The 26,602-nt window shown below is 71.8% G+C and carries 22 protein-coding genes and 3 pseudogenes; 14 read left to right on the forward strand and 11 right to left on the reverse strand.

Translation table 11 applies throughout. From position 1 onward, the window contains the following. Positions 1-33 precede the first annotated feature (33 nt). From GA0070604_RS09395 to GA0070604_RS09415, 5 genes and pseudogenes are all read left to right on the forward strand, one after another. The gene (locus tag GA0070604_RS09395) at positions 34-1,194 is read left to right on the forward strand and encodes a glycosyltransferase family 4 protein (RefSeq protein ID WP_091117388.1); all 1,161 of its coding nucleotides are present in this window, start codon (positions 34-36) and stop codon (positions 1,192-1,194) included. 82 nt (positions 1,195-1,276) lie between these two features. Further along, positions 1,277-1,779 (forward strand): annotated as a pseudogene (locus GA0070604_RS09400) (hypothetical protein). Between the two features lie 148 nt (positions 1,780-1,927). Then, on the forward strand, positions 1,928-2,845 hold the full coding sequence (gene pdxS, locus GA0070604_RS09405) for a pyridoxal 5'-phosphate synthase lyase subunit PdxS (RefSeq protein ID WP_091117390.1): 918 nt from the start codon (positions 1,928-1,930) through the stop codon (positions 2,843-2,845). A gap of 74 nt (positions 2,846-2,919) precedes the next feature. Beyond that, positions 2,920-3,525 (forward strand): pyridoxal 5'-phosphate synthase glutaminase subunit PdxT, encoded by a 606-nt coding sequence (gene pdxT / locus GA0070604_RS09410; protein ID WP_091126999.1) that lies wholly within the window; start codon positions 2,920-2,922, stop codon positions 3,523-3,525. A gap of 275 nt (positions 3,526-3,800) precedes the next feature. Beyond that, positions 3,801-4,550, forward strand: a complete 750-nt coding sequence (locus GA0070604_RS09415) for a YebC/PmpR family DNA-binding transcriptional regulator (protein ID WP_091117392.1) — start codon at positions 3,801-3,803, stop codon at positions 4,548-4,550. 122 nt (positions 4,551-4,672) lie between these two features. Here the strand turns inward: GA0070604_RS09415 and GA0070604_RS09420 are convergent, their stop codons facing one another. The 5 genes from GA0070604_RS09420 to GA0070604_RS09440 form a co-directional block, all read right to left on the reverse strand. Next, entirely contained in the window at positions 4,673-5,074 is a 402-nt protein-coding gene (locus tag GA0070604_RS09420; RefSeq protein ID WP_208601995.1) for a hypothetical protein, read from the reverse strand. Positions 5,075-5,207: 133 nt separating this feature from the next. Continuing rightward, a complete protein-coding gene (locus tag GA0070604_RS09425; protein WP_091117396.1) occupies positions 5,208-6,269 on the reverse strand; it encodes an ABC transporter permease in 1,062 nt (353 codons plus the stop codon). Further along, on the reverse strand, positions 6,266-7,159 hold the full coding sequence (locus tag GA0070604_RS09430) for an ABC transporter ATP-binding protein (protein ID WP_091117398.1): 894 nt from the start codon (positions 7,157-7,159) through the stop codon (positions 6,266-6,268). The genes GA0070604_RS09425 and GA0070604_RS09430 overlap by 4 nt, the downstream gene beginning before the upstream one ends. Positions 7,160-7,241: 82 nt before the next feature. Beyond that, a complete protein-coding gene (locus GA0070604_RS09435; protein WP_091117400.1) occupies positions 7,242-7,937 on the reverse strand; it encodes a response regulator in 696 nt (231 codons plus the stop codon). After that, a complete protein-coding gene (locus tag GA0070604_RS09440) occupies positions 7,934-9,205 on the reverse strand; it encodes a sensor histidine kinase (protein ID WP_091117404.1) in 1,272 nt (423 codons plus the stop codon). Before GA0070604_RS09440 ends, GA0070604_RS09435 begins: the two co-directional genes overlap by 4 nt. Before the next feature lie 143 nt (positions 9,206-9,348). On the opposite strand from GA0070604_RS09440, the gene GA0070604_RS09445 reads away from it, so the two are divergent. Beyond that, entirely contained in the window at positions 9,349-9,918 is a 570-nt protein-coding gene (locus tag GA0070604_RS09445) for a GNAT family N-acetyltransferase (RefSeq protein WP_091117407.1), read from the forward strand. A gap of 60 nt (positions 9,919-9,978) precedes the next feature. Here GA0070604_RS09445 and GA0070604_RS09450 read toward each other — a convergent pair whose 3' ends face one another. Then, positions 9,979-10,923, reverse strand: coding sequence for a permease prefix domain 1-containing protein (locus GA0070604_RS09450; protein ID WP_091117410.1), 945 nt, complete (start codon positions 10,921-10,923; stop codon positions 9,979-9,981). Further along, positions 10,920-11,261, reverse strand: coding sequence for a PadR family transcriptional regulator (locus GA0070604_RS09455; protein WP_091117413.1), 342 nt, complete (start codon positions 11,259-11,261; stop codon positions 10,920-10,922). Before GA0070604_RS09455 ends, GA0070604_RS09450 begins: the two co-directional genes overlap by 4 nt. Before the next feature lie 218 nt (positions 11,262-11,479). Here GA0070604_RS09455 and dnaE point away from each other — a divergent pair, with 218 nt between their 5' ends. Next, on the forward strand, positions 11,480-15,013 hold the full coding sequence (gene dnaE, locus GA0070604_RS09460) for a DNA polymerase III subunit alpha (RefSeq protein WP_091117415.1): 3,534 nt from the start codon (positions 11,480-11,482) through the stop codon (positions 15,011-15,013). 175 nt (positions 15,014-15,188) lie between these two features. Here the strand turns inward: dnaE and GA0070604_RS09465 are convergent, their stop codons facing one another. Beyond that, a complete protein-coding gene (locus GA0070604_RS09465; RefSeq protein ID WP_091117418.1) occupies positions 15,189-16,052 on the reverse strand; it encodes an SPFH domain-containing protein in 864 nt (287 codons plus the stop codon). A 247-nt stretch (positions 16,053-16,299) separates the two neighbouring features. Here GA0070604_RS09465 and GA0070604_RS09470 point away from each other — a divergent pair, with 247 nt between their 5' ends. Then, positions 16,300-17,337: an aminotransferase class V-fold PLP-dependent enzyme gene (locus tag GA0070604_RS09470; RefSeq protein ID WP_091117421.1), complete on the forward strand. Its 1,038-nt coding sequence runs from the start codon at positions 16,300-16,302 to the stop codon at positions 17,335-17,337. A 258-nt stretch (positions 17,338-17,595) separates the two neighbouring features. Here GA0070604_RS09470 and GA0070604_RS09475 read toward each other — a convergent pair whose 3' ends face one another. Continuing rightward, the gene (locus GA0070604_RS09475) at positions 17,596-18,177 is read right to left on the reverse strand and encodes a hypothetical protein (RefSeq protein WP_091117423.1); all 582 of its coding nucleotides are present in this window, start codon (positions 18,175-18,177) and stop codon (positions 17,596-17,598) included. Positions 18,178-19,042: 865 nt separating this feature from the next. Between GA0070604_RS09475 and GA0070604_RS09480 the strand changes: the two genes are divergently transcribed. After that, entirely contained in the window at positions 19,043-20,608 is a 1,566-nt protein-coding gene (locus tag GA0070604_RS09480; RefSeq protein ID WP_091117426.1) for an MFS transporter, read from the forward strand. A gap of 11 nt (positions 20,609-20,619) precedes the next feature. Continuing rightward, a complete protein-coding gene (locus GA0070604_RS09485; RefSeq protein ID WP_091117428.1) occupies positions 20,620-21,228 on the forward strand; it encodes a TetR/AcrR family transcriptional regulator in 609 nt (202 codons plus the stop codon). Between the two features lie 72 nt (positions 21,229-21,300). Here the strand turns inward: GA0070604_RS09485 and GA0070604_RS09490 are convergent, their stop codons facing one another. Further along, positions 21,301-23,220, reverse strand: a complete 1,920-nt coding sequence (locus GA0070604_RS09490; protein ID WP_091117430.1) for a helix-turn-helix domain-containing protein — start codon at positions 23,218-23,220, stop codon at positions 21,301-21,303. A gap of 14 nt (positions 23,221-23,234) precedes the next feature. Next, on the reverse strand, positions 23,235-24,017 hold the full coding sequence (locus tag GA0070604_RS09495; RefSeq protein ID WP_091117432.1) for a 3-hydroxybutyrate dehydrogenase: 783 nt from the start codon (positions 24,015-24,017) through the stop codon (positions 23,235-23,237). Between the two features lie 319 nt (positions 24,018-24,336). Here GA0070604_RS09495 and ruvC point away from each other — a divergent pair, with 319 nt between their 5' ends. From ruvC to GA0070604_RS34125, 4 genes and pseudogenes are all read left to right on the forward strand, one after another. Continuing rightward, positions 24,337-24,864, forward strand: a complete 528-nt coding sequence (ruvC, locus tag GA0070604_RS09500) for a crossover junction endodeoxyribonuclease RuvC (protein WP_091117434.1) — start codon at positions 24,337-24,339, stop codon at positions 24,862-24,864. After that, positions 24,861-25,463 (forward strand): Holliday junction branch migration protein RuvA, encoded by a 603-nt coding sequence (gene ruvA, locus GA0070604_RS09505; RefSeq protein WP_091117437.1) that lies wholly within the window; start codon positions 24,861-24,863, stop codon positions 25,461-25,463. The genes ruvC and ruvA overlap by 4 nt, the downstream gene beginning before the upstream one ends. Positions 25,464-25,572: 109 nt before the next feature. Next, positions 25,573-25,783: pseudogene (locus tag GA0070604_RS32910) on the forward strand (Holliday junction branch migration DNA helicase RuvB); the annotation flags it as partial. 167 nt (positions 25,784-25,950) lie between these two features. Further along, positions 25,951-26,589 (forward strand): annotated as a pseudogene (locus GA0070604_RS34125) (LAGLIDADG family homing endonuclease); the annotation flags it as partial. Positions 26,590-26,602: the final 13 nt, after the last annotated feature.

Below are 26,602 nucleotides of genomic sequence, written 5' to 3' on the forward strand. Positions count from 1 at the left end.
GGAGCCCCGCCGTCGCGAACGAAGGGCACTGACATGCGGATCGGCATCGTGTGCCCGTACTCCTTCGACGTGCCGGGCGGGGTGCAGAACCACGTCATGGACCTGGCCGAGGCGTTGATCGGGCTGGGCCACCAGGTGAGCGTGCTCGCCCCGGCCGACGAGGACTCGCCGCTGCCGCCGTACGTGGTGGCCGCCGGGCGGGCGGTGCCGCTGCCGTACAACGGCTCGGTGGCCCGGATCGCCTTCGGCCCGGTCTCCACCGCCCGGGTGCGGCGCTGGATCACCCGGGGCGACTTCGACGTGCTGCACGTGCACGAACCGTTCACGCCGAGCCTGTCGATGCTGGCCGTGCTCTCCGCCCGCGGCCCGGTGGTGGCCACCTTCCACACGGCGATGACCCGTTCCCGGGTGCTCTCCGCGGCGCAGGGGATGCTCCAGATCGTGCTGGAGCGGATCACCGCCCGGATCGCGGTCAGCGCCCTGGCCCGCAAGGTGCAGGTGGAGCACATGGACGGCGGCGCGGTGGAGATCCCCAACGGGGTGGCGGTGGCGAGGTTCGCCGGCGTCGAGCCGTTGCCCGGTTGGCCGGGGGAGTGCGCGCCGGGCACCGGCGGGACGGTGGGCTTTTTGGGCCGGTTCACCGAGCCCCGGAAGGGTTTCCCGATCCTGCGGGACGCGTTCGTCGCGCTCGCCCCGCACCGTCCGGGGCTGCGCCTGCTGGTGGCCGGGCCGGGCGACCCGGGCGACCTGTACGGGCAGTTCCCGGCCGGGCTGCGGGACCGGGTCACCTTCCTCGGCATGGTCCCCGAGGCGGACAAACCTCGCATGCTACGCAGCCTGCACCTGTACGTGGCACCCAACACCGGCGGGGAGTCCTTCGGGATGATCCTCACCGAGGCGCTCGCCGCCGGCACCACCGTGGTGGCCAGCGACCTCGACGCCTTCCGCCGGGTGCTGGACGGCGGGCGGGCCGGGCGGCTGTTCCCGACCGGCGACGCGGCGGCCCTGCGTACCGCCCTGGCCGAGCTGCTCGACGACGCGGACCGGCGGGCCGCGCTGACCGCCTGCGGCGACCAGGTGGTGGCCGGTTACGACTGGCCGGTGGTGGCCCGCCGGGTGCTGGAGGTGTACGCGGCGGCGATCGAGGCCACCGACGGTCGGGTCATGGACCAGGAATGGGTGGAACTGGGCTGAGCCGGGTGGCTGGCGAGGGCGGTGTGACCAGCGTGTCGGCCGGCGACCGGGCCGGCTCGGGCGGGAACGGAGCAGCACTACGATGCCGGGCATGTGGTGGGTGGTGGGCGCGCTGGTGGTCGTCGGGCTTGTCTCGGCGTACCTCTTCTGGACGGCCAACCGGGTCGAACGGCTCCAGACCCGCGCGGAGTCGGCGGCCCGGGCGCTCGACGCCCATCTGCTGCGTCGCGCGGCGGCCGCCGCGGTGCTGGCCGAGAAGCGGTACGGCGTGGAGCTGTACGCGGCCGCGCGGATCGCCCTGGACGCCGTCCCCGAGGAGCGGGAGGCCGCCGAGAACGACCTCACCCGGCAGTTGCGCGCGGTCGAGCTGGACCCGGACGATCCCGCCTGCGAGGCGGTGATCGCGGCGAGCCGCCGGCTGGCGCTGGCCCGGCAGGTGCACACCGACCTGGTCCGGGATGCCCGGGCGGCCCGCCGCCGCCCCTGGTGCGCCTGTTGCGGATGGGGCGCCGGCACGATCTCCCCCGGTACTTCGACGTCGACGATCCGACCCTCAGCACCGCGGCGGACGCCCCTACCGGCTGATCCCCGCCGGCCGCCCGGCTGGCCCCAACCAGGGGTGAGGCCGACCACAGAGCAGGCCACCGGGGGTCTGATTGGCTGTCGGAACGGCGTTGACCCGGCCGTAGCATTTCCGCAGCCACCCCCCGAGCATGCCGAGGAGCGATGACCCGTGCCCGAATCCACCTCCCCGAACGCCAACGTCACCCCCGTCGTCGGCACCGCCCGCGTGAAGCGGGGGATGGCCGAGATGCTCAAGGGTGGCGTGATCATGGACGTGGTCACCCCTGAGCAGGCCAAGATCGCTGAGGATGCCGGCGCGGTCGCCGTGATGGCGCTGGAGCGGGTGCCCGCCGACATCCGCGCGCAGGGCGGCGTCTCCCGGATGAGCGACCCGGACATGATCGACGGCATCATCAACGCCGTCTCGATCCCGGTGATGGCCAAGGCCCGGATCGGCCACTTCGTCGAGGCGCAGGTCCTACAGTCGCTCGGCGTGGACTACGTCGACGAGTCCGAGGTGCTGACCCCGGCCGACTACGAGAACCACATCGACAAGTGGGCGTTCACCGTCCCGTTCGTCTGCGGCGCGACCAACCTGGGCGAGGCGCTGCGCCGGATCACCGAGGGCGCGGCCATGATCCGCTCGAAGGGCGAGGCCGGCACCGGTGACGTCTCCAACGCCACCACCCACATGCGCAAGATCCGTAAGGAGATCCGCCGCCTCCAGTCGCTGCCGGCCGACGAGTTGTACGTCGCGGCCAAGGAGCTGCAGGCGCCGTACGAGCTGGTCAAGGAGATCGCCGAGACCGGCAAGCTGCCGGTGGTGCTCTTCACCGCGGGCGGCATCGCCACCCCGGCCGACGCCGCCATGATGATGCAGCTCGGTGCCGAGGGCGTCTTCGTCGGCTCGGGCATCTTCAAGTCCGGCAACCCGGCCCAGCGCGCCGCCGCGATCGTGAAGGCCACCACCTTCCACGACGACCCCGACGTGCTGGCCAAGGTCTCCCGTGGCCTGGGCGAGGCGATGGTCGGCATCAACGTCGACGAGATCCCGGTCCCGCACCGCCTGGCCGACCGCGGCTGGTGACGTGAAAGGAGGGGCCCCTTCTTAACGCCTCGCGTAGAGCAGGGGCCCCCTGTTAACACTTGAGAGGAGTGCAGGTGGCCGTACCCGTCATCGGGGTGCTCGCCCTGCAGGGGGACGTGCGCGAGCACGTCGCCGCCCTGGCCGGCGCGGGCGCGGAGGCTCGCCCGGTCCGCCGTCCGGCCGAGCTGGACGCGGTCGACGGGCTGGTCATCCCGGGCGGGGAGTCCACCACCATCAGCAAGCTGGCCGACGTCTTCGAGATGCGCGAGCCGATCGACAAGCGGATCACCGCCGGTCTGCCGGTCTACGGGTCCTGCGCCGGCATGATCATGCTGGCGTCCGAGGTGCTCGACGGCCGCCCCGACCAGCGCGGCTTCCAGGGCATCGAGATGACCGTCCGGCGCAACGCCTTCGGCCGGCAGGTCGACTCGTTCGAGGCGCCGGTGCGGATCGCCGGGATTGAGGGTGAGCCGTTCCACGCCATCTTCATCCGGGCCCCCTGGGTCGAGCGGGTCGGCGAGGGCGTCGAGGTGCTCGGCCGGGTCACCGACGGGCCGGCGGCCGACCGGATCGTCGCGGTCCGGCAGGGCAACCTGCTGGCCACCTCGTTCCATCCGGAACTCACCGGCGACCTGCGGCTGCACCGCTACTTCGTGGACCTGGTCCGCGCCGCGGTCTGAGCGCGAGGCATCCCCCGCGGGCATGTTCACCGTCCTGCGGTTGTTGTCCTCTGGCAGCGGCCGGTCCACCCCGCTGACCCGTTGCCCCGCGCCTTACCGGGTGCCGGGTGTGACAGACGGCTACACCTTCTCGGTAGGATTGCCGCGGTTCGGCAGGGCCCCAGCTCGCCGCAGCCGTCCACGCGGAGCCGTCCGGCCAGCGCCATCCGTACCGGTTGACCGCGGAATCGGCGCGGGAAGTCGACGCAGGCGTGGATCACTAACGGAGGTATGAGATGTCTGGCCACTCAAAGTGGGCGACCACCAAGCACAAGAAGGCCGTCATCGACGCCAAGCGCGGCAAGATGTTCGCCAAGCTGATCAAGAACGTCGAGGTGGCGGCCCGGACCGGCGGCGGCGACCCGGCCGGTAACCCGACGCTCTACGACGCCATCCAGAAGGCGAAGAAGAACTCCGTCCCGAACGACAACATCGATCGCGCGGTCAAGCGCGGCTCCGGCCTGGAGGCCGGCGGCGCCGACTACCAGACGATCATGTACGAGGGCTACGGCCCGAACGGCGTCGCGCTGCTCATCGAGTGCCTGACCGACAACCGCAACCGCGCCGCCACCGAGGTGCGCACCGCGCTGACCCGCAACGGCGGATCGTTCGCCGACGCCGGCTCGGTGTCGTACCTGTTCTCCCGCAAGGGCGTGGTGATCGTGCCGAAGGCCGGCACCACCGAGGACGACGTGATGATGGCGGTGCTGGACGCCGGCGCGGAGGAGGTCAACGACCTCGGTGAGGCGTACGAGGTGGTCTCCGAGCCGGGCGACCTGATCGCCGTGCGCACCGCCCTGCAGGACGCCGGCATCGAGTACGAGTCGGCCGAGTCCTCCCTCATCCCGAGCGTCAACGTGCCGCTGGACGAGGAGGGCGCGCGCAAGATCTTCAAGCTGATCGACGTGCTTGAGGACTGCGACGACGTGCAGAACGTCTTCGCCAACTTCGACGTCTCCGACGAGGTCATGGCGGCCGTCGGCTGACCCGCCGCCCCCGGCTGTACGCACCTCCCGGACAGGTCGTTGTCCGGGAGGTGCGTCTCATGGCCAGGGTGCTGCCGGATCCCGATGCGCTGGCGGACGCGACCCGCTGAACCAGAGTGCCGTCAGTCGCGCCTGGTGCGCTCGGCGATGGCCGGCAGGGCGCGTACGAACGAGGCCAGGCTCTTGTACGGTTCACCGTCCAGGACCCGCGCGGCCAGCCCGAACGGGAACCCGGTCACGCCGAGCACCGAGACCGCCGGGGCACCGGGCGATGTCTCGTGCTCGACCCACTCGCCACCGTAGGCGCGGATGACCACTTCGCCGGTGTAGGCGCCGATCAGCCGCCACCACAGGTCGAGGCGCTCGTCGGCGAGCGGCCCGTCGGCGAGCAGGTCGACGCACACCTCGTCGAGCGTCGACAGGCTCTCCGGTGACCAGTCCAGCCGGCGGTCGAACTGCCCGGACACCAGGTCCACACATTCGTCGGCGAGGGCGCGCAGGTACGTCGGGTCCGGTGCACTCACGGTTGGCGATCCTCGCATGGATCACCCCGCCCCGCCGCCTCGCCCGGCGGCCTCCGCTCGGCGGCGTACGGGTCAGGGCGGTGGCCTTCGTACCGGAGGTGGGACGGGGCGGGGGCGGGGCGCGAGGGTGGGGTCAGTTGACGGGTTCTCGGGTTCGCCAGGCGGTTCGTAGCGACGTCCGGCCGTTGGTGCGTAGCAGGGAGCCTTCGTAGACGCGGGCGCCGGCGGCGACGAAGGCGACCGCCGTGAGCAGCAGCAGGGCCAGCGACGGCAGCGGCTCCCAGCCGGCCGCGTCGCCGGTGAACATCCGCAGCGGCATCGCCGTCGGCGCCGAGAACGGCACGTACGACAGGATCCGCATGGCGGCGGCGTTGTCGTGCAGGAAGAGCACCGCGAAGAACGGCAGCATCACCGCGAGTTGCACCGGCAGCGACACCCCGCCGATGTCCTCCTGCCGGCTGACCAGCGCCCCGGCCACCGCCCACAGCGCCGCCAGCAGCAGGAAGCCGACCAGGAAGAACGGCACGAACCAGCCGATCGCCGGGCCGACCAGGGCGAGCAGATCGCCGTTGTCGGTGAGCTGCATCCCGGCGACCGTGGCCACGGCGACCAGCGCGATCTGCCCGAGCGCCAGCACGCACGCCGCCACGATCTTGCCGGCCAGCAGCGCCCGTACCGGCACGGCGGCCACGAGGATCTCGACGATCCGGGTCTGCTTCTCCTCGGTCACGCTCTGCGCGATCTGCACCCCGAACAGCTGGGACGTCGTGAAGAAGACGAACGCGAAGGCGAACGGCACGAGGAAGGCGGCCACCGGGTCCACCGCGTCCGGATCCAGCAGCCGTACCGTGGGTGCGCTGCTCAACGCCTTCACCAGGTCGTCGGGGGCCTCGTCCATGGCCAGCACGGTCGGCCCGGCGACCACCGCGGCGTCCACGTCGCCGGCCCGGACCGCCCGCTCGGCGGCGGCGTCGTCGGCGACCGTCCGGACGTCGAGGCCGGCCTCGCGCAGCGGGGCGGCGACGGACGCGGTCGCCGCGACCGTCGAGGGCGAGCCGGCCAGCAGGGCCGGCAGGACCGTGGCGGCCACGGCGATGAGCAGGAAGAACAGCGTGCCGATCAGGAACGTCCGATCCCGCAGCTTGACCCGGATCTCGCGGCCGGCGATCAGTCGGACCGCCTGGTAGGTGTTCATCGGTTGACCTCTCGGAAGATTTCGGCGAGGGACGGGGTGACCGGCCGGAAGACGCGGACCGGGCCGCGCGCGAGCGCGTCGCGCAGCACCCGCTGGTCGTCGGCGTCGGCGGCCAGGTCGAAGACCGCGCGGGGGCCGTCGAGGTCGACCAGGGTCACCCCCGCCTCGTCCCGCAGCCAGCCCGCGTCGCCGTCGACGACCAGCTCGAACCGGGGCAGGGTGTACGCCGCCCGCAGCTCCTCCCGGCCGCCGGCGGCCCGGATGACGCCGTCCGCGATGATCACCAGGTCGTCGCAGAGCCGTTCGACGACGTCGAGCTGGTGGCTGGAGAAGAGCACCGGTACGCCGGCCCGCGCCCGTTCCCGCAGTACGGAGACGACGGTGTCCACCGCCATTGGGTCGAGTCCGGAGAACGGCTCGTCCAGCACGAGGACCTCCGGGTCGTGCACCAGCGCCGCGGCGACCTGGGCCCGCTGCTGGTTGCCCAGTGACAGCGTCTCCAGCAGGTCGTTGCCGCGCCCGTCGAGTCCGACCCGGTCCAGCAGGTCGTCGGTGTTGCGGCGTGCCGTGGCGGGGTCGAGCCCGTGCAGGCGTCCCAGGTGGACGATCTGCTCCCGGACGGTCATCTTCGGGTAGAGGCCGCGTTCCTCCGGCAGGTAGCCGAACCGTCGCCGGTCCTGCCGGGTCAACCGGGAGCCACGCCAGAGGAGCTGGCCGGCATCCGGGGCGAGCACGCCGAGGATGATCCGCATGGTGGTCGTCTTGCCGGCGCCGTTGCCGCCGACGAAGCCGGTCATCCGTCCGGCCGTCACCTCGAAGGAGATGTTCTTGAGCACCTGGCGGTCGCCGAAGCTGCGATCGACGCCGTCCAGGCGGAGCGAGCTGGTCATGGCAGTGGACGCTAGCCGCGATCGCCCGGGGCGCCGTCCGTCCAACGGTTGATCATCCTGGTCCGTCGCGTGGCGGACCAGGTCAGCCGCCGGGCTGGACGATGCCCTGCTCGTACGCGAAGATCACCGCCTGCACCCGGTCCCGCAGGCCGAGTTTGGCCAGCACCCGGCTGACGTGGGTCTTCACGGTGGCCTCGCCGAGGTGCAGCGCGGTGGCGATCTCGGCGTTGCTGCCGCCCCGGGCGAGCAGTTCCAGGACCTCGTACTCCCGCTGGGTCAACGCCGCGGGCGGCGGGCCCGCTGGCCGCCGGCCGAGGCCGCCGGGCTGGGCGAAGGCGGCGATGACCCGCCGGGTGAGCGCCGGCGCGATCAGCCCGTCGCCCCGGGCCACCACGCGCACCGCGTCGATGAGGTCCTCCGGGGTGCCGTTCTTGAGCAGGAACCCGCTCGCTCCGGCGCGCAGCGCGGCGAACAGGTAGTCGTCCCGGTCGAACGTGGTCAGGACCAGCACCGCCGGGCCGTCCGGACCGCACTCGGCGGTGATCCGGCCGGTGGCCGCCAGGCCGTCCAGGACGGGCATCTGGACGTCCATCAGCACGACGTCGGGTCGGGTCGCGCGGGCCATGGACACCGCCCGCTCACCGTCGGCGGCCTCGCCCACCACCTCGATGTCGTCCTCCACCTCGAGGATGACGCGGAACCCGGTGCGGACCAGGTGCTGGTCGTCGGCGAGCAACACCCGAATGGGCCCCTCGACCTGGCCGGTTCGCTCGCTCATGCCGACCGCTCGCGGGCGAGCGGAATCCGGGCACGGACCCGGAAGCCGCCCTCCGGGCGGTGGCCGGCCTCCAGCACACCGTCGTGGGCGGCCACCCGCTCCCGCATGCCGATGAGACCCAGCCCGCCGCCGCCCGGCGGCTTGCCGGACCGTCCGTCATCGCTCACATCGACCTCGAGTTCCCGGGCCAGGTAACGGATCCGCACGTCCAGCACGGTAGCGCCGGCGTGTTTCACCGTGTTCGTCACCGCCTCCTGCACGATCCGGTACGCCGCCTGGGACACCGAGCGGGGCAGCGGCACGGGCTCCCCGTACACCCCGACGGTGGCGGTCAGGCCGGCCTCACGGGCGTTCTCGACCAGCTCCGCGACCTGCTCCACGCCGGCGGCGGCCGACCGGACGGTCTCGGCGCCGCCCGGGTCGCGCAGCACGCCCAGCATCCGGCGTAGCTCGTCGACGGCGGTCCGCGCGGTCTGCTCGATCGCGGCCAACGCCGTGCCCGCCTTCTCCCGGTCCCGGTCGAACACCCGCCGGCACGCCGCCGCCTGCACGCCCATCACCGAGACGTGGTGGGCGACGACATCGTGCAGCTCGCGGGCGATGCGGACCCGTTCGCCGATCACCGCCCGCTCGGCCGCCTCGGCCCGGGAGCGGCGTAGCTCCTCGGCCTGCGTACGCAGCTCGTGCTCGCGCCGGGCGGCCAGCCACGAGAGCTCGCCGAAGTAGTAGGCGAAGCCGAAGAAGAGCACGTTGAAGAGCACGCCGTTGATGATCGCGGCCAGCAGCGGCGGCACCGGTCCGGCGGCGCCGGTGAAGGCCACCGCGGACAGGTCGTCGATCCGCAGCGCCAGGGCCAGGCCGAGCCAGGCGAACATCGCCACGATCACCCCGATCCGCACCCGGCCGGCCGTGCGCCGGTCCGGCCCCCACGCGCCGAGGGTGTAGAGCGCGGCGAAGAGCGCGCCGGACGGCAGGTTGGTCAGCGGGATGGCGCGGGCCTGCCCGGCGATGAACGCCACCGAGATGACCACGGTGGTCGCCACCGGCCAGCGGCGTCGCCACACCAGTGGCACGGTGACCGCGAGCGACCACCAGATCTGCTCCGCCAGGGAGGGTGGGGTGCCGAACGGGAACGCTCCGGTGCTGCGGGCGAGGGCGAGGTCGAACAGGGCGAGTACGGCGACGGCGAGGGCGATCCAGGCATCGGCGCGCCGCTGGCCGGTGGTCGGCGCCGGGCGGCGCCAGGGGGCGGCGGGCGCGGTGCTCACCCGCTGACCATGCCATCCGTCGCCCTGAGGCGGGACGTCGGGCCACCGCGCCGAGGACAGCTCTGCCGGTCCGGGGTCGTGCTCGACGGCAGCGCGGCGAAACTCGGCTGACCGCCGCGCCGGCCGGTCCGTACCCTGCCGGCATGCTCGTTCCCGACCTGCCACTACGTACCGAGCGGCTGCTGCTGCGCCCGTTCACCGCCGACGACCTCGACGCCCTGATCGCCTACCGCTCCCGGCCGGACGTCACCCGGTTCCTCCTGCACGACCCGTACGACGAGGCCGCCGCCCGGGCGGCGCTGGAGCGCCTGCGCGGGCGTACCGCGCTGCGCGAACCTGGTGACGCGCTGAACCTGGCGATCGTCCTGCCGGAGACCGGCGAGCTGGTCGGCGACGTGCTGTTGGTGTGGACCAGCGCCGAGCACCGGCAGGGCGAGGTCGGGTACGTGCTGCACCCGGACCACACCGGCCGGGGGTACGTCACCGAGGCGGCCCGGGAGATGCTGCGGCTCGGCTTCGACGGCCTCGGCCTGCACCGGATCGTCGGTCGCCTGGATGCCCGGAACACCGCCTCGGCCCGGGTGCTGGAACGGCTCGGCATGCGCCGCGAGGCGTGCCTGCGGGAGAACGAGTTCGTCAAGGGCGAGTGGGCCGACGAGGCGGTGTACGCCCTGCTGGACCGGGAGTGGCGGGCCGGGGCAGCAAAGCGCTGACCCGACCCGCCCGGCGGTGTCCCGGCCCGGCACCCCCGTGCGCGCCGGGCCGGGATCGCGTCAGGCGGCGTGCCGACGCACCTTGACGGCGCTGTCGATGAAGCCCCAGACGACGATGACGGCGGTGAGCACGACGGTCGTGCGGGCCAGGTCCTGGTTGCCGCCCTCGCGCAGCCACTCGAACCGCTGGACCAGCTCCGGGTTGAGCAGCCGGTCGTTGAGCAGCAGCAAGACGAGCGGCACGGCGAACGCGAGGTCGAGCACCGTCTTGACCGTGACCAGCGGCCAGGTCCACCGGCGGGCCCGGTACTTCGCGATCTCCAGCCCGACGCTGGCGACCAGCACCGCCGCCAGCAGTGGCAGCCAGGAGCCCCACAGCGCCGGGTCGATCATCGGCAGCCGGGAGCCGTCGCCCGAGATCCAGGGATTGAAGTGCTGCCAGGGCAGGAACGCGATGGCGATCACCAGGAAGGCGATCGAGGCGCAGGTGTCGACCAGCGTCACCTGCCGCTCCTCCGGCGCCTCGGGCAGTTGATCGACGCTCCACTCCGGCAGGTTCAGCGGCTTGTTGGTGCGTTCGAACACGGCGAAGACGAGGGTGACCCAGAACGCGATCTGCACCGCGGTCTGCATCGCGCTGACCACCCCGGCGCCGATCGCCGAGCCCGGCTCGCCGTCGACCGTCGCCTTCACCACACCGGCGGCGACGCCCACGATGGCGGGAATGAAGGTGAGCAGCGTCCGTAGCAGCCGCCACCAGGTCAGGAAGTAGCGCGGGCCGATGAGCTGCAACCGGCGGTCGGCGTAGCGGGCGGCGAGCTGCTCGGGATTGCCCAGCTCGGTGAGCACCTCGCGCTCCGCGCTGCCACGGTCCTGCCCGCCGTCGGTGCGTCCGTCGATCATGTCCTCGATGGAGGCGCGCAGTTCGCTGGCGATCTCGGTGCGGCGCTGCGCGGGGACGTCGCGGAGGGTGGCGGCGACATAGCGGTCGGTCAGGGAGGTCATTGGTCCGCTCCTTGGATCAGGCTGGTGACGGAGGTCTGCACGGCGGCGAGGTCGTCGAGGAGGCGGTCCAGCACCGCTTCGCCCTCGTCGCTGGTGCGGTAGAACTTGCGCGGCCGGCTCTCCTCGGTGTTCCACTCGCTGGTCAGCAACCCCTGCTCCTCCAGCCGTCGGAGCAGGGGATAGAGCGTGTTCGCGTCGACCGGGAAGCCGTGCGCGTTCAGCCGTTGCAGCAGCGCGTAGCCGTAGTCGGGGTGGCGCAGGGCGACGAGGCTCGCCACCACGACGGTGCCGCGCCGCAACTCCTGTAGGTGGGTCCGGAGGACGTCCTCGCTAACCATGTCTCACACTATACCGTGTGCCACACACTATTGTGTATCTCGCATCGGCAGGCAGGCTGACAGGCGTGCCGTCTCCTCCTCCAGCGGGGCGAGCGCCGCCGGGGAGGAGACGGAGGCCACCTCCGGCGCGGACGGTGGAGCCGGTCGGACGGCCTGGGTAGGGTAGGCCCCGGTCCGGTCCGGGCCGTCAAGATCCATACCGCCGGGGGGCGCCACGCATGGCCGATTCGTTCGCGCATCTGCACGTGCACACCGAGTACTCGATGCTCGACGGGGCGGCCCGGCTGAAGGACCTCTTCGCCGAGGTCAGCCGCCAGGGGATGCCGGCGGTGGCGATGACCGACCACGGCAACATGCACGGGGCGAACGACTTCTACAAGCAGGCCATGGCCGCCGGGGTGAAGCCCATCCTCGGCATCGAGGCGTACGTGGCGCCCGAGTCGCGGTTCCACAAGCAGCGCGTCCGCTGGGGCCGGCCGGAGCAGAAGAGCGACGACGTCTCCGGCAGCGGCGGCTACACCCACATGACGATCTGGGCGGCGAACAAGACCGGCCTGCACAACCTGTTCACGCTCACCAGCCGGTCGTACACCGAGGGCTTCTTCGTGAAGTGGCCCCGGATGGACGCCGAGGTCCTCGCCGAGCACGCGGACGGGCTGATGGCCACCACCGGCTGCCCGTCGGGCGAGGTGCAGACCCGGCTGCGGCTCGGCCAGTTCGACGAGGCGCTGAAGGCCGCGGCCAGATACCAGGACATCTTCGGCAAGGAGAACTACTTCCTGGAGATCATGGACCACGGCATCTCCATCGAGCACCGGGTCCGCCAGGAGCTGCTGGAGATCGGCCAGAAGCTGGGCATCCCGCCGGTGGTCACCAACGACTCGCACTACACGCACGAGGCGCAGGCCGAGGCGCACGACGTGCTGCTCTGCGTACAGACCGCGGCGAACGTCGCCGACCCGAACCGGTTCCGCTTCGACGGCAGCGGCTACTACATCAAGTCGGCCGACGAGATGCGCGCGGTCGACAACTCCGACGCCTGGCTCGAGGGCTGCCGCAACACCCTGCTGGTCGCCGAGAAGGTCGACCCGGCCGGCATGTTCGAGTTCCGCAACCTGATGCCGCGCTTCCCGATCCCCGAGGGGGAGACGGAGGAGTCCTGGTTCCGTAAGGAGACCTTCAAGGGCCTGGCCCGCCGCTTTCCGAACGGGATCCCGGACACCCACGTCAAGCAGGCCGAGTACGAGCTGGGCGTCATCGTCCAGATGGGCTTCCCGTCGTACTTCCTCGTGGTCGCCGACTTCATCCAGTGGGCGAAGAGCCAGGGCATCGCGGTCGGACCGGGCCGTGGCTCGGCGGCCGGCTCACTGGTCGCGTACGCCCTGGGCATCACCGACCTGGACCCGCTGCCGCACGGCCTGATCTTCGAGCGGTTCCTCAACCCCGAGCGCGTCTCGATGCCGGATGTCGACATCGACTTCGACGAGCGCCGGCGCGGCGAGGTGATCAAGTACGTCACCGACAAGTGGGGCGAGGACAAGGTCGCCCAGATCGCGACCTTCGGCACGATCAAGGCGAAGGCCGCGATCAAGGACTCGGCCCGCGTTCTCGGCTACCCGTACGCGGTGGGCGACCGGATCACCAAGGCGATGCCCCCGGCGGTGATGGGCAAGGACATCCCGCTGTCCGGCATCTTCGACCCGAAGCACCCCCGATACGCGGAGGCCGGCGAGATCCGCGGCCTCTACGAGTCGGAGCCGGACGTCAAGAAGGTCATCGACACCGCGCGCGGCATCGAGGGGCTGATCCGGCAGACCGGCGTGCACGCCGCGGGTGTCATCATGTCCGCCGAGCCGATCATCGAGCACATCCCGCTGATGCGCCGTGACTCGGACGGGGTGATCATCACCCAGTTCGACTACCCGACGTGCGAGTCGCTCGGGCTGTTGAAGATGGACTTCCTCGGCCTGCGCAACCTGACCATCATCGACGACGCGGTCAAGAACATCCAGCTCAACCACGGTAAGGAGCTGGACCTGCTGGCCCTGCCGCTGGACGACAAGGCCGCCTACGAGCTGCTGGCCCGGGGTGACACGCTCGGGGTGTTCCAGCTCGACGGCGGGCCGATGCGTTCACTGCTGCGGCTGATGAAGCCGGACAACTTCGAGGACATCTCCGCCGTCCTCGCGCTCTACCGGCCCGGCCCGATGGGCGTCGACTCGCACACCAACTACGCGCTGCGCAAGAACAACCTCCAGGAGATCACGCCGATCCACCCGGAGCTGGAGGAGCCGCTACGGGAGATCCTGGCCCCGACGTACGGCCTGATCGTCTACCAGGAGCAGGTGCAGCGGGCCGCGCAGATCCTCGCCGGCTACAGCCTCGGCCAGGCCGACCTGCTGCGCCGGGCGATGGGCAAGAAGAAGAAGGAGATCCTCGACAAGGAGTTCGTGCCGTTCCGCGACGGCTGCCGCGAGCGCGGCTACTCGGACGAGGCGATCCAGGCGGTGTGGGACGTGCTCGTGCCGTTCGCCGGGTACGCCTTCAACAAGGCGCACTCCGCCGCGTACGGGCTGGTGTCGTACTGGACCGCGTACCTCAAGGCGCACTACCCGGCCGAGTACATGGCCGCGCTGCTCACCTCCGTCGGCGACGACAAGGACAAGATGGCGCTCTACCTGTCGGAGTGCCGGCGGATGGGCATCCAGGTGCTGCCGCCCGACGTGAACACCTCGGCCGGTCCGTTCACCCCGGTCGGGAAGGACATCCGCTTCGGTCTCGCCGCGATCCGCAACGTCGGCGCGAACGTGGTGGCCTCGATCATGCGGTGCCGCGACGAGAAGGGCGCGTACACCGACTTCTACGACTTCCTGTCCAAGGTCGACTCGGTGGTCTGCAACAAGAAGACCATCGAATCCCTGATCAAGGCCGGGGCGTTCGACTCGCTCCGCCATCCGCGCAAGGGCCTGCTCGCCGTGCACGCCGACGCCATCGACGCGTACGCCGACGTCAAGCGCAAGGAGGCGGTCGGCCAGTACGACCTCTTCGGTGCCGGGTTCGGTGACGCCGAGGCCGCCACGAGCACCACGGTTATGCCGACGATCGGCGAGGGGGAGTGGGACAAGCGGGACAAGCTCGCCTTCGAACGCGAGATGCTCGGCCTGTACGTCTCCGACCACCCGCTGTTCGGCCTGGAGCACGTGCTCGGCGCGGCGGCCGACTGCACCATCGCCGCCCTCTCCGAGGAGGGGACCGTGCCCGACGGCGCGGTGGTCACCCTGGCCGGCATCCTCTCCGGCGTGCAACGCCGGGTCACCAAGCAGGGCCGGGCCTGGGCCTCGGCTACGCTGGAGGACCTGGCCGGTGGCGTCGAGACGTTGTTCTTCCCCAACACCTACGAGGTGATCGGCCAGTACATCGCCGAGGACGCGATCGTGGTGGTCAAGGGGCGGGTGGACCGGCGCGACGACACGCCGCGGATCATGGCGATGGACATGTCCATGCCGGACATCAGCAGCAACCCCGCCAACAAGCCGGTCACCCTGACCATCCCGGTGCACCGTTGCACGCCGCCGCTGGTGGAACGGCTCAAGGAGACCCTGGTGCTGCACCCCGGCGACACCGAGGTGCACGTCAAGCTGCTCAACGGCGGCAAGGTCACCACGCTGCGGCTCGGCCCGTTCCGGGTGGCGCCCACCACCGCGCTGATGGGCGACCTGAAGAGCGTCCTCGGCCCGGCCAACGTGAGCTGACCGCGGGCGTACGGCCGCTGCGACGCGGCGCGGGCCGGCGTACGTACGCCGGCCCGCGCCGGTCGGGGCCGGTGCCGGCGTCGACCGCTGCTCCACGCGGTGGACGCCGACCCGGCCCTCGACGCGCTGACCACCCGGCGGTGCCCGGAAGCCGGTCAACCGGCGAGGGCGGACCTCACTTGGCCGTGCCGGTCACGATGCCCGGGTTGATGCACAGGCCCGGCGAGCTGCCGTTCTTCTCGGCGATCTCCAGGCAGCGGGTCACCTTGTCCACCTTGGCGTTGGTCTCGGTGATCTGCTTCTGGATCTCGGCGTTGCGGCGGTCCTGTTCGAGGTTGCGGGTCTGGGCGAGCTTGTCCTGGAACGCCTTGATGTTGCCTTCGGTCTTCTCGTCGTGGTTGACCCGGGTGATGGTGACCGACAGGATGTCGACGTCCTCGGACAGTCGGCGCTCGGCGTTGCTCTTGATGTTGTCCGCGAAGGGCTTGAGATCGACGTTCAGGCTCCCGGTCTTCGAGTCGATCCGCTCCAGCGGGTTGTAGGTGGAGAAGGCGTCGTTCACGGCGCTGTCGAGCTGTACGCCGACCCGCTGCCCGCGGAAGCTGTCGAAGTCGCCCTTGTAGTCCATGAACTGCTTCGGGGCGTTGTCGGGCTGGACCTGCCACTCGACCAGCACCTCGACGCACGCGTCGGCGAGGGTGCCGGTACGCACCCGGACGCAGTTGTTGTTGCCGATGTGGTCGTACTTCTGCCGTCCGGCGTCCCACTCGCCGACCCGCTGCCACGGCGCGACCCACTTCAGGCCGGAGCCGGTGACCTCACCGGTCGGCTTGCCGAAGCTGGTGACGATTCCGACCGAGCGGATCGGTACCGAGTGGGCGCTCGACGCGATGGTGAGGAAGAGGGTGGCGGCCAGGCCGGCGGCCGCCGCCAGCAGGCCCTGCCGCCGTAGCATGCGGCGCGGAGTCAACAGTGCGACGGCGACGGCGATGATCGTGGCGATGGCGGTGACGATCGCGAGGGTGAAGCCGGACGGCATGTGCGGCCCTTTCGTTCCCGGGGTGGCTGGTTGAGTCGATCATCAAGGTAGTCGCCCTGCACAACGTGCCTGGCCTGCCCCGTACCCGCCCCGATCGCGGTCGATGTGGGAAGTGGTGGTCTCCACCGTTCGAGCACGCTCTTGCCGTGACCGAGACGAGATACGACCAGCCGCGGGCGGCGCTCAGGTCCACCGGTACGGAATTGGCGCTGACCGCCCCCGCTGCGGCGGCGCTAGCGTCGGTCGCATGGAGCTGGAACAGGCGCGGAAACTGTGGCAGCCGGAGCCCGGCTGGCTGAACACCGCCAGTTACGGGCTGCCGCCCGAGCCGGCCTGGGTGGCGTTGCAGGCCGCCCTGGCGGACTGGCGGGTGGGACGGATCTCCTGGGAGGGCTGGGGCGAGGCCGTCGACCAGGCCCGTGCCGGGTTCGCCCGGCTGGTCGGGGTGGCCCCGGCGGACGTGGCGATCGGCAGCACCGCGTCTCAACTGCTCGCCCCGGTCGCGGCCGGGCTGCCGCCGGGGGCCACCGTGGTCGTCCCCGAGGTGGAGTTCACCTCGAACCTGTTCCCCTGGCTGGTGCAGCAGGAGCGGGGCGTCCGGGTCCGTACCGTACCGCCGGGCGGCCTCGTCGACGCGATCGACACCGACACCGACCTGGTCGCGTTCAGCCTGGTGCAGTCCTCCGACGGCACGGTCGCCCCGTACGACGAGATCGTCGCGGCGGCCCGGGCGCACGGCACCCTCGTCGCGGTGGACGCCACCCAGGCGTGCGGCTGGCTGCCCTTCGACGCGAGCCGGGCGGACGCGGTGGTGGTGTCGGCGTACAAGTGGCTGATGGCGCCGCGCGGCGTGGCCTTCGCCTACCTGGACCCGGCGCTGCGCGACCGGCTGCGCCCCGACGCCGCCGGCTGGTACGCGGGCCAGGACCCGCACGTCTCCTACTACGGCCCGCCGCTGCGGCTGGCCGACGACGCCCGGCGTTTCGACATCTCCCCGGCCTGGTTCAACTTTGTGGGAGCGGCACCCGCCCTGGAACTGCTCGCCGAGATCGGGCTGCCGGCCGTGCACGCGTACGACCTGGCGCTGGCCAACCGGTTCCTCACCGGGCTGGGCCGACCACCCGGCGACAGCGCGATCGTGACGGTGGAGGTGCCCGACGCGGCGGAGCGGCTGGCCCGCGCCGGGGTGCGCGCGGCGGTACGCGCCGGCCGGGTCCGGGCCTCGTTCCACCTCTACACCACGGAGGAGGACGTCGACCGGGCGTTGGACGCGCTGACGAGTTGAGCGCTGACCGAAGCCGCCGCGGGCGGTGCATCGAGGTGACGTGCGGCAGCCGGCGGTGCCGCCGGTAGACCGCCCACTGGGCCCGGGCGAGCGGTTCGGGGCGGGCCCGCCAGCCAGGCGACGAGGTGGCCGGCAGCGGCGCGTCGGCCAACACCATCTTGGATGGTTGCTGTTCGCGCCGTCCCAAACGCCGCTGGCCGGCACCCGGGTTGCGGGGTGCCGGCCAGCGGCGTTCATGTGGTTCGTGTTCTGTGGTTGTCAGCTGTTCCAGTACTGGGCGACCAGGTCAGCGGCCTGCTGCTCCCACTGGGCGTAGGCGTCCGGGTACGCCGACACCTGCACCGTCTGCGCGGCCTTGGTCAGCGGCATGTCCTGCCACCCGTCAACCTGCTTCAGGCCCTTCAGGAACGCCGTCGTCGAGTACTCGGGGTCGGTGATCTGCTCCGGCGAACCCCAACCACTGGACGGACGCTGCTGGAACAGGCCCAGCGAGTCATGGTCGTTCTTGTCGCCGAGGTGGCCCAGGTTCTCCAGCTTCGACTCCTGCAGGCTCGTGGCGATCGACACCACCGCGGCCCGCTCCGGCATCCCGGCCTTCTTCGTCGCCGCGATGATCGCCTTCACGTTGCCGGTCTGCTCGTCGTTCAGACCGATCCTCGACTGCGTGCCCTGCACACCATGCGGGATCAGCTTGCCGCTGTCCGGCTTGTCGGCCTGCACGACGGCCGGGTTGGCGTGCACCGGCTCAGCCGCGTGAGCCGCGATCGGACCAGCGAACACACCACCGGTGAAAGCCAGACCAGCAACACCAAGAACGCTCTTACGCAGCATCGTGTTCATGACAAGCTCCATTCGGGGGTTGGCGCACACCCGCCGACAAAAGGGGAGACGGCAACTCCGTGTGCGCAAGCACCGTCAGGCGCTCAAAGCAAAGGGGGAAAGTCATCGACCGGAACACTCACGGGGCGATGGGGGGATCGCCTCTTCGCGGCGCCGGGACCATGTACAACGACCGACCACCCGGCGTCATTCCCGGGATCGGCCCACCCGCCGAAGCGGGCGGCCCGGGGCCTGGGGGCTCCTCGGTCGTGCAGCCATGTACAACGACCCCCGCCCGTCGACCATTCCGGCCGCAGGATGCCGCCCCTCACCCCCGAACCGGACATCCGGCGCGAAACGCGACACCGGGTGATCGCGAAACTCCGTGATCCACTCCATGTGCCGCAAACGGTGGTCACCGGCCCCGCCGAGACCACCACATACCGCACACGGAGTCGACCAAGGCCCCCGCCGAGCGCCCGGCAGGCAGGCACGGAAGAGCTCCAGCCACGACCACACCCAAGGCGACCCACTCCATGTGCCGCACACGGCGGTCAGCCGCCCCGTCGAGACCACGACATACCGCACACGGAGTCGACCAAGGCCCGCCGAGGCCCGGACGGGCAGGCACGGAGAAGTGCCAGCCACACCCGAAGACAACCGGACCAGGGTGATCCACTCCATGTGCCGCAAACAGCGGTCACCGGCCCGCTGAGACCATCGCATGCCGTACGTGGAGTCGATCAAGGCGCGCCCGGTGCGTGACCTGGCGCACAAACGATACGAACCGGTTCCGTATCGAATCTAGCTCGCCTACGCTCAGGCGTCGTTACGAGTCTGCCCCGTATCGTATTTCGACGCGGGTGAACCGGGGGGAGAACCAGACATGGAACCGCACCAGAACACCGGACACCCGAGGAGGTGGGCGATCCTGGGGGTGTTGGTGATCAGCCTCCTCGTGGTCGTCCTCGACAACACCATCCTCAACGTCGCGCTGCGTACCCTCGCCGACCCGGTGCACGGGCTCGGCGCCAGCCAGGGCGAGCTGGAGTGGGCGATCAACTCGTACACGCTGGTCTTCGCCGGCCTGCTCTTCACCTTCGGTGTCCTGGGTGACCGCCTCGGGCGCCGGCGCTTCCTGCTTATCGGCCTGGCCCTGTTCGGACTGGCGTCGTTGGTCTCGGCGTACGCCCAGGACCCGGCGCAGCTGATCGCGGCCCGCGCGCTGATGGGCGTCGGTGGTGCGGCCATCATGCCGGTGACCCTGTCGATCATCTCCAACGTCTTCGATCCCCGTGAGCGGGCCCGGGCGATCGGCGTCTGGGCCGGTGCGGTCGGCCTCGCCGTGGCGATCGGCCCGGTCCTCGGCGGCGTCCTGCTGGAGCACTACTGGTGGGGCTCGGTCTTCCTGATCAACGTGCCGGTGGTGGCGCTCGGCCTGGTGCTGGTCGCCACGCTGGTGCCGGAGTCCCGCGACCCGAACCCCGGCCGGGTGGACCTGCCGGGCGTGCTGCTGTCCGTGGTCGGCCTGGTCGCCCTCACCTACGGCATCATCGACGGCGGCGAGCACGGCTTCGGCCGGCCGCAGGTCTGGGCCGCCATCGTCGGCGGGCTCGCGGTGCTGGCCTGGTTCATCATCCACGAGCTGCGCAGCGACCACCCGTCGCTGGACGTCCGGCTGTTCCGGGTGCCCCGGTTCGCCGCTCCGGTGGCGATGGTCGGGCTGGTCTTCTTCGCCGCGATGGGCGTGATGTTCTTCGGCGCGTTCTACCTCCAGCTGGTCCGTGGCTACAGCCCGCTGGAGAGCGGCCTGCTCTTCCTGCCGTTCGCGGTCGCCCAGCTGATCTTCGCCCCGCGCAGCGCCGCCATGGTCCGCCGCTACGGCGGCCGGGCCGTCTCCACCGTCGGGCTGCTGCTCACGGCCGCCGCGCTCGGCGCGTTCGTCCTCGTCGACGCGGAGACGCCGATCTGGATCTTCTCGGCGCTGGGCTTCGTCCAGGGCGCCGGGATGGCGAACATCATGCCGCCGGCCACCGAGTCGATCATGTCGGCGCTGCCCCGGGAGAAGGCGGGGGTCGGTTCGGCGGTGAGCAACACCGTCCGCCAGGTGGCCGGCGCGCTCGGCGTGGCGGTACTCGGCTCGGTGCTCTCCGCGGTCTACCGGGACCACATCGCCACGGCGCTCGCCGGTCTGCCGGCCCCGGCCCGGGCGGCGGCCGAGGAGTCCATCTCCGGCGCGTACGCGGCGGCGGCCCAGCTCGGCCCGGCGGCGCCGAGGCTGATCGCGGCGGCCAACGACTCGTTCGTCTCGGCGATGCACTGGGCCGCGGCGGTCTCCGCGCTGGTGGCCGCGTTCGGCATCGTCATCGTGCTGCGCTGGATGCCGGGCCGTCCGGTGCCCGCGCAGGCCGACGTCCGAGCGACCGAACCGGAGCTGGCTGGGACGGCCTAGGCTCGGCGACAATGTCTGACATGAGTTCCGCCGCCGGTGCTCCGCGGTCGCCCGGGCGACCGCGGAGCACCCGCGCGGACGAGGCGATCGTGCAGGCCACCCTCGACCTGCTCGCCGAGGGCAGCACGATCGAGGCGCTCTCCATCGAGGCGATCGCCGCCCGGGCCGGGGTGGGCAAGGCCACCATCTACCGCCGCTGGTCGGGCAAGGACGCCCTGCTGCTGGACGCGCTGCGGACCCTCAAGGGCATCCCGCCCGAGCCGGCGGGCCACTCCGTGCGGGACGACCTGGTGCTCCTGGTCGGCGCGATCGGGCACAACGTCGACCCCCGGGCCGCGAAGATCATGCCCTGCCTGGTGCCCGAGGTGAACCGCAGCCCGGTCCACTACCAGCTCTACCAGAACATGGTCGAGCCGCGCCGGAAGCTCATGCGGCAGGTGCTCCAGCGCGGCGTACGCACCGGGGAACTCCGCGCCGACCTGGACATCGAGCTGGCGATGGCGCTGTTGAGCGGGCCGATGCTGATGCAGCGGATGCTGCGGTGGCAGCCGGAACTGGATGACCGGATGCTGCCGGAGCGGATTGTCGACGCCGTCCTGGACGGCATGCGCGTCCGCTGACCGTCACCCGGCCCGGCCCGGCCCGGTCGGCCGCCCTGCTTGACCGCGGCGGCAGGACCGTGCCGGCGAGGCTCAGCCGGCCGGTGTACGCAGCCGGTGCAGCCGCAGCGCCAACTGCACCTCCAGTGCCCGCTCCGGCTTCTGCCAGTCCGCGCCGAGCAGCTGCCCGACCCGCTCCAGCCGCTGGGTCACCGTGTTGACGTGCACGTGCAGCAGCTCGGCCGCCCGGGCCAGGCTGCCGCCCATCCCGAAGTACGCCTCCAGCGTCTTCACCAGCGCGGTGCCCCGCCGGGCGTCGTAGTCCACCACCGGCCCCACCGTCGCGGTGAGGAAGCGGGCCACGTCCCGGTCGCCCGAGTCGCCGACCCCGCCCAGCAGCAGCCCGACGAAGCCCAGCTCGGCGGTGCTCGCGCCCTGCCCGGCGCGGCCCAGCGCGCCCAGCGCGGTCAGGCAGCGTTCCGCCTCGGCGAACGCGGTGGCCAGCGACGCCGGGCCGGTCGACGGCCCGCTCGCCCCCGCGGTCACCGGCCGGCCGGTGACCCGGGACAGGTCGCGGGCCACCGCGCGCGCCGCCCCGCCGGCGTCCCTGCCGGGCAGCATCAGCACCACCCGGCCGTCCCGCGCCGCGGCCAGGCCGCCCCGGGTCGAGGCGTACGTGGTGGCCCAGGAGAGCACCCGCTGCCGGGCCGAGCCGGTCGCGGCGAACGCGTCGTCGCCGACGGCCACCAGCACGTGCGGGGCGTCCAGGTCTACCCCGAGCCGGCGGGCCCGGCTGCGCAGCGCGTCGGTGTCCCGTAGCGGCCGGGCGATCAGGTCGTCCAGCAGTTCGCCGCGGACCCGTCCCTCCGCCTCGGCCACCGTCCGCCGGAACAGCAGCAGCAGCGCGGTCACCAGCGCGGCCCGTTCCAGGATCCGCTGGTCGGCGTCGACCAGCTCGCCATCCGGGCGCAGCACCAGCGCGCCGAGGTTCTCCGCGCCGGCCACCACCGCGGCGTACCAGAGCGGGCCCCGGCGGACGCTGCGCCCCTCGGTACGGGACGCGGCCACCGCCTCCACCAGGTCGGCCCGGTCCGGCTCCTCGATCTCGCCCACCCGGGCCAACCGTCGTCCCTCGGCGTCCAATGCCAGCAGCGCCCCACCGAGCACGTCGGTGACGGCCGCCGCCACGTCTTCCATCCCGCCGCCGCGTACCACGAGGGCGGTCATCCGGTCGTGGGCGGCGGCGGCGCGCTCCACCGAGCTGCTGTGCGCCCGGATCGTGCTGTTCGCCGCGGACAGCTCCGCCAGCGCCGAGCGGGTCTCCGCGAGTAGCCGGGCGGTGTCGATCGCCACCGCCGCGTGCGCCGCGAGGGAGACCAGCAGCGACACCTCCTCCCGGGCGAACGGTCGGGCCGACCGGTTGGCCGCGTACAGCACGCCGATCACGCTGGACCCGAGCCGCAGCGGTACGCCGAGGATGGCCACCAGGCCCTCCTCGCCGACCCCGCCGTCAATCTCGTTGGTGTGCCGGAAGCGGGCGTCCTCCTGGTAGTTCGAGGTGACGTACGGGGTGCCGGTCTGGGCCACCAGCCCGCCCAGGCCGTCGCCCATCTCCAGCCGCAGCCGTTGGAACCGGGCCGAGATCGAGCCGTCGGTGACCCGCATGTAGGTGTCACCGCGCTCGTCGTCGTTGAGCGTCATGTACGCCACGTCGGTCCCGAGCAGGATTCGGGCCCGGTGCACGATCGCCCGGAGCACGTCGTCCAGGTCGCGCAGCCCGGCCAGGTCGCTGGCCGTGTCGTACAGGCCGGACAGCTCGGTCTCCCGGCGGCGTCGGCGTTCCAGCAGCGCGCGGACCCGCAGCGCCACCACCTTCGCCTGCTCCAGCTCGGCCAGCCGCTCGGCCGGCAGGCCGGCTGCCCGGGCGGCGACCAGCGGCCCTTCGAACTCGACCGCGGCGGCCTCCCGGGCCAGCAGTTCCAGGAACTCGACCGGCGATGACATGACCGACATTGTGCGCGCGGCCACTAGTTGGCCGTCCAGCCCCCGTCGAGGGCGATCGAGGCGCCGGTGATGAACGCGGCCGGCGGCGAACAGAGGTACGCGACCAGCTCCGCCACCTCCTCCGGTTCGATCAGCCGCTTGATCGCCGCCCGGGCCAGCATGATCTTCTCGACCACCTCGTCCTCGCCGATGCCGTGGGTGGCCGCCTGGTCGGCGATCTGGCTCTCCACCAGTGCCGTCCGCACGTACGCGGGGTTGATGCAGTTGGCGGTCACCCCGTGCGCGGCGCCCTCCAGCGCCACCACCTTCGACAGCCCCTCCAGGGCGTGCTTGGCCGACACGTACGCCGCCTTGTAGGGCGAGGCCCGCAGCCCGTGCACCGAGGAGATGTTGACGATCCGGCCCCAGCCCTGCGCGTACATGTGCGGCAGGGCCCGTCGGATCAGCAGGAAGGGCGCCTCCACCATCACCCGGTGCAGGTATTCGAAGCGCTCGGTGGAGAACTCCTGCACCGGCGCGACGTGCTGCAGCCCGGCGTTGTTGACCACGATGTCGACGGTCGCGTCGAGTCGGTCCACCGCCGCCGCGTCGGCCAGGTCGATGCCCACGGACCGGCCGCCCGCCTCGGCGGCCACCGCCTCGGCCGCCGCCACGTTGCGGTCGACCACCAGCACCGTCGCGCCGGCCGCCGCCAGGCGCAGGGCACAGGCCCGTCCGATGCCGCTGCCACCACCGGTCACCAGGGCGCTACGACCGGACAGGTCTACGCGTACGACGTGGGGGACCGCCACGGGTTCTGCCGTCATGGCGCATGAAGTTACGAGCTGTGTGGCCGGGCGCACATGGCGTGCGGACACATACTCGGCCCATGGGATGTGTGGGCGAGCTCCGGAGGTTGACGGGGTCGCCCGGCTGGCTCCCCAGCAGTGTCAGAGGCGCCTGGCAGAGTGACCGGCGGCAGACACCAGAGGGCAGCGGGCGGTGGCGCGCGACGAAGGTGGGACGTGGCGATGACCGGAGCGGGCATCGCACGCCCAGCCCCGGGCGTGTCCCGGCCGGCGGTCGTCCGGCGGCATCGGTAGGGTGTCGAACACACGTACTGCTGGTGGTCGGGGAGGAGGCGGCGTGCGCGTGCTGGGCGTCGACCCGGGGCTGACCCGGTGCGGGGTCGGCGTGGTCGAGGGCGTGCCGGGGCGGCCCTGCACGCTGATCGCCTACTACGTCGTCCACACCGACCCGGACGACGAGCTGCCGCTGCGCCTGCTGCACCTGGACCGCTCCCTCACCGACCTGGTGGCCGAGCACCGGCCGGACGCGGTGGCCGTGGAGCGGGTGTTCAGCCAGCACAATGTCCGCACGGTGATGGGCACCGCCCAGGCCAGCGGGATCGCCGTGCTCGCCGGTGCCCGGGCCGGGCTGCCGGTGCAGACGTACACCCCTAGCGAGGTCAAGGCGGCGGTGACCGGATCGGGTCAGGCCGACAAGGCACAGATGACCATGATGGTCACCCGGCTGCTGCGGCTGCCCGAGCCGCCCCGGCCCGCCGACGCGGCCGACGCCCTGGCCCTGGCGATCTGCCACGTCTGGCGCGGCGGCACCCGGTCCAAGCTGGCCGCCGCGGCCGAGCGGGTACGACGAGGAGGAACGCGATGATCGCCAGCGTGCGCGGCACGGTGACCGCGACCGGCCCGGACCACGCGGTGGTGGAGGTGGGCGGCATCGGCCTGGCGGTGCAGTGCGCCCCCGGCACCCTCGCCGAGCTGCGGGTCGGCCAGCCGGCCCGGCTCGCCACCAGCCTGGTCGTCCGGGAGGACTCGCTCACCCTCTACGGCTTCGCCGACGACGACGCCAAGCAGCTCTTCGAGCTGCTTCAGACCGCCAGCGGGGTGGGGCCCCGGCTGGCCCAGGCCGTGCTCGCCGTGCACACCCCCGACGCGGTGCGCAAGGCCATCGCCAACGCCGACACCGCCGCGCTGACCCGGGTGCCCGGGATCGGCAAGAAGGGTGCCGAGCGGCTCGTTCTCGAACTGCGCGATCGGATCGGCCCGGTGCCGGTCGGCCCGGACGGTGCCGCCGGGGTCACCGCGGGCGCCTGGCCGGAGCAGGTGCGTCAGGCGCTGGTCGGGCTCGGCTGGACGGCCGCCCAGGCCGAGCAGGCGGTCGCCGCGGTCGCCGAGACCGTCGACGGGGCGACCCCGCCGGTGCCGGTCCTGCTCAAGCAGGCCATCCGCCTCCTGGGCCGGTCCCGTTGATGGGTGCGAGGACGCGTGTTGCGGGGCGGCTCGCCGGGGACGCGGCCGAGCCGGAATACGCGCTTGAGCCGGGTTTGCGAGCCCCGCAGCGGAAAATGAGGATCAGTTCATGACGGGCGACAACCTGGTCTCGGCGTACGTCAGCGACGCGGAACGGGACGCGGAGGTCAGCGTCCGGCCGAAGCGACTCGACGAGTTCATCGCCCAGCATCGGGTCCGCGATCAGCTTGACCTGCTGCTCAAGGGGGCGATGCGGCGCGGCTCCCCGCCCGACCACATCCTCCTGTCGGGCCCACCTGGCCTGGGTAAGCCGGTCTCGGTGGACGCCCTGGTGCTGCTTGAGGACGGTTCGCGGCGGCGCCTCGGCGAGATCACCGTTGGGGATCGAGTGATTAGCCGCACGGGCGAAGGCGCCACCGTGACGGCGGTGCACGAGCAGGGCGAACTCGACTCCGTTCGCATCCTCACCGCCACTGGCCGGGAGGTCGTGGCCGCTCCCGATCACCCGTTCTGGACCCCGGAAGGCTGGGTCAAGGCTGGAGACCTCACCGAACGCGACTCCGTGGCCAGTGTGCTGTGCCCGGATCTCGTCGCCGACAGCGCCCGGGACGTGGACGAGTACAAGCTCGCCGGTTATCTCGTCGGCGACGGCCGCACCACGGACCAGGTGACCTTCACCGGCGGCGACGAGGACGTGCTTGCCGACCTCCGGTCGACCTGCGACCGGCTTGGGCACGCCCACAACACGCGGCCCAACAGCGCTCGGAGTTCGGTGGTCAGGATCTCCGGGCTCAAGCCCTGGCTGGACGAGCACGGGCTGCTGGACAGGAACGCCGGGCAGCAGCGGGTCCCGGAGTTCGTCTTCCGAGGTGACAGTTGGCAGGTGTCGGCCTTTCTCGGCGCCTACTTCGCCTGCGACGGGACCGTGAGCCGCCGGGGACGCGACCGGTACGACGTGGTGGTCGAGTACCACAGCGCCTCTCGCGGGCTGCTCAGCGACGTACAGCACCTTCTTCTTCGGCTGGGAATCCAGTCGCGGTTGATGCCGAAGCGCGGCCGTTACCAGGGGCGGCCCCACGAGCCCTGGCGGCTGACCATCACCAGCCAGGATGATGTGGCCAGGTTCGTCCATCGGGTCA

The sequence above is a fragment of the Micromonospora eburnea genome, assembly GCF_900090225.1.
Classification (GTDB): Bacteria; Actinomycetota; Actinomycetes; order Mycobacteriales; family Micromonosporaceae; genus Micromonospora; species Micromonospora eburnea.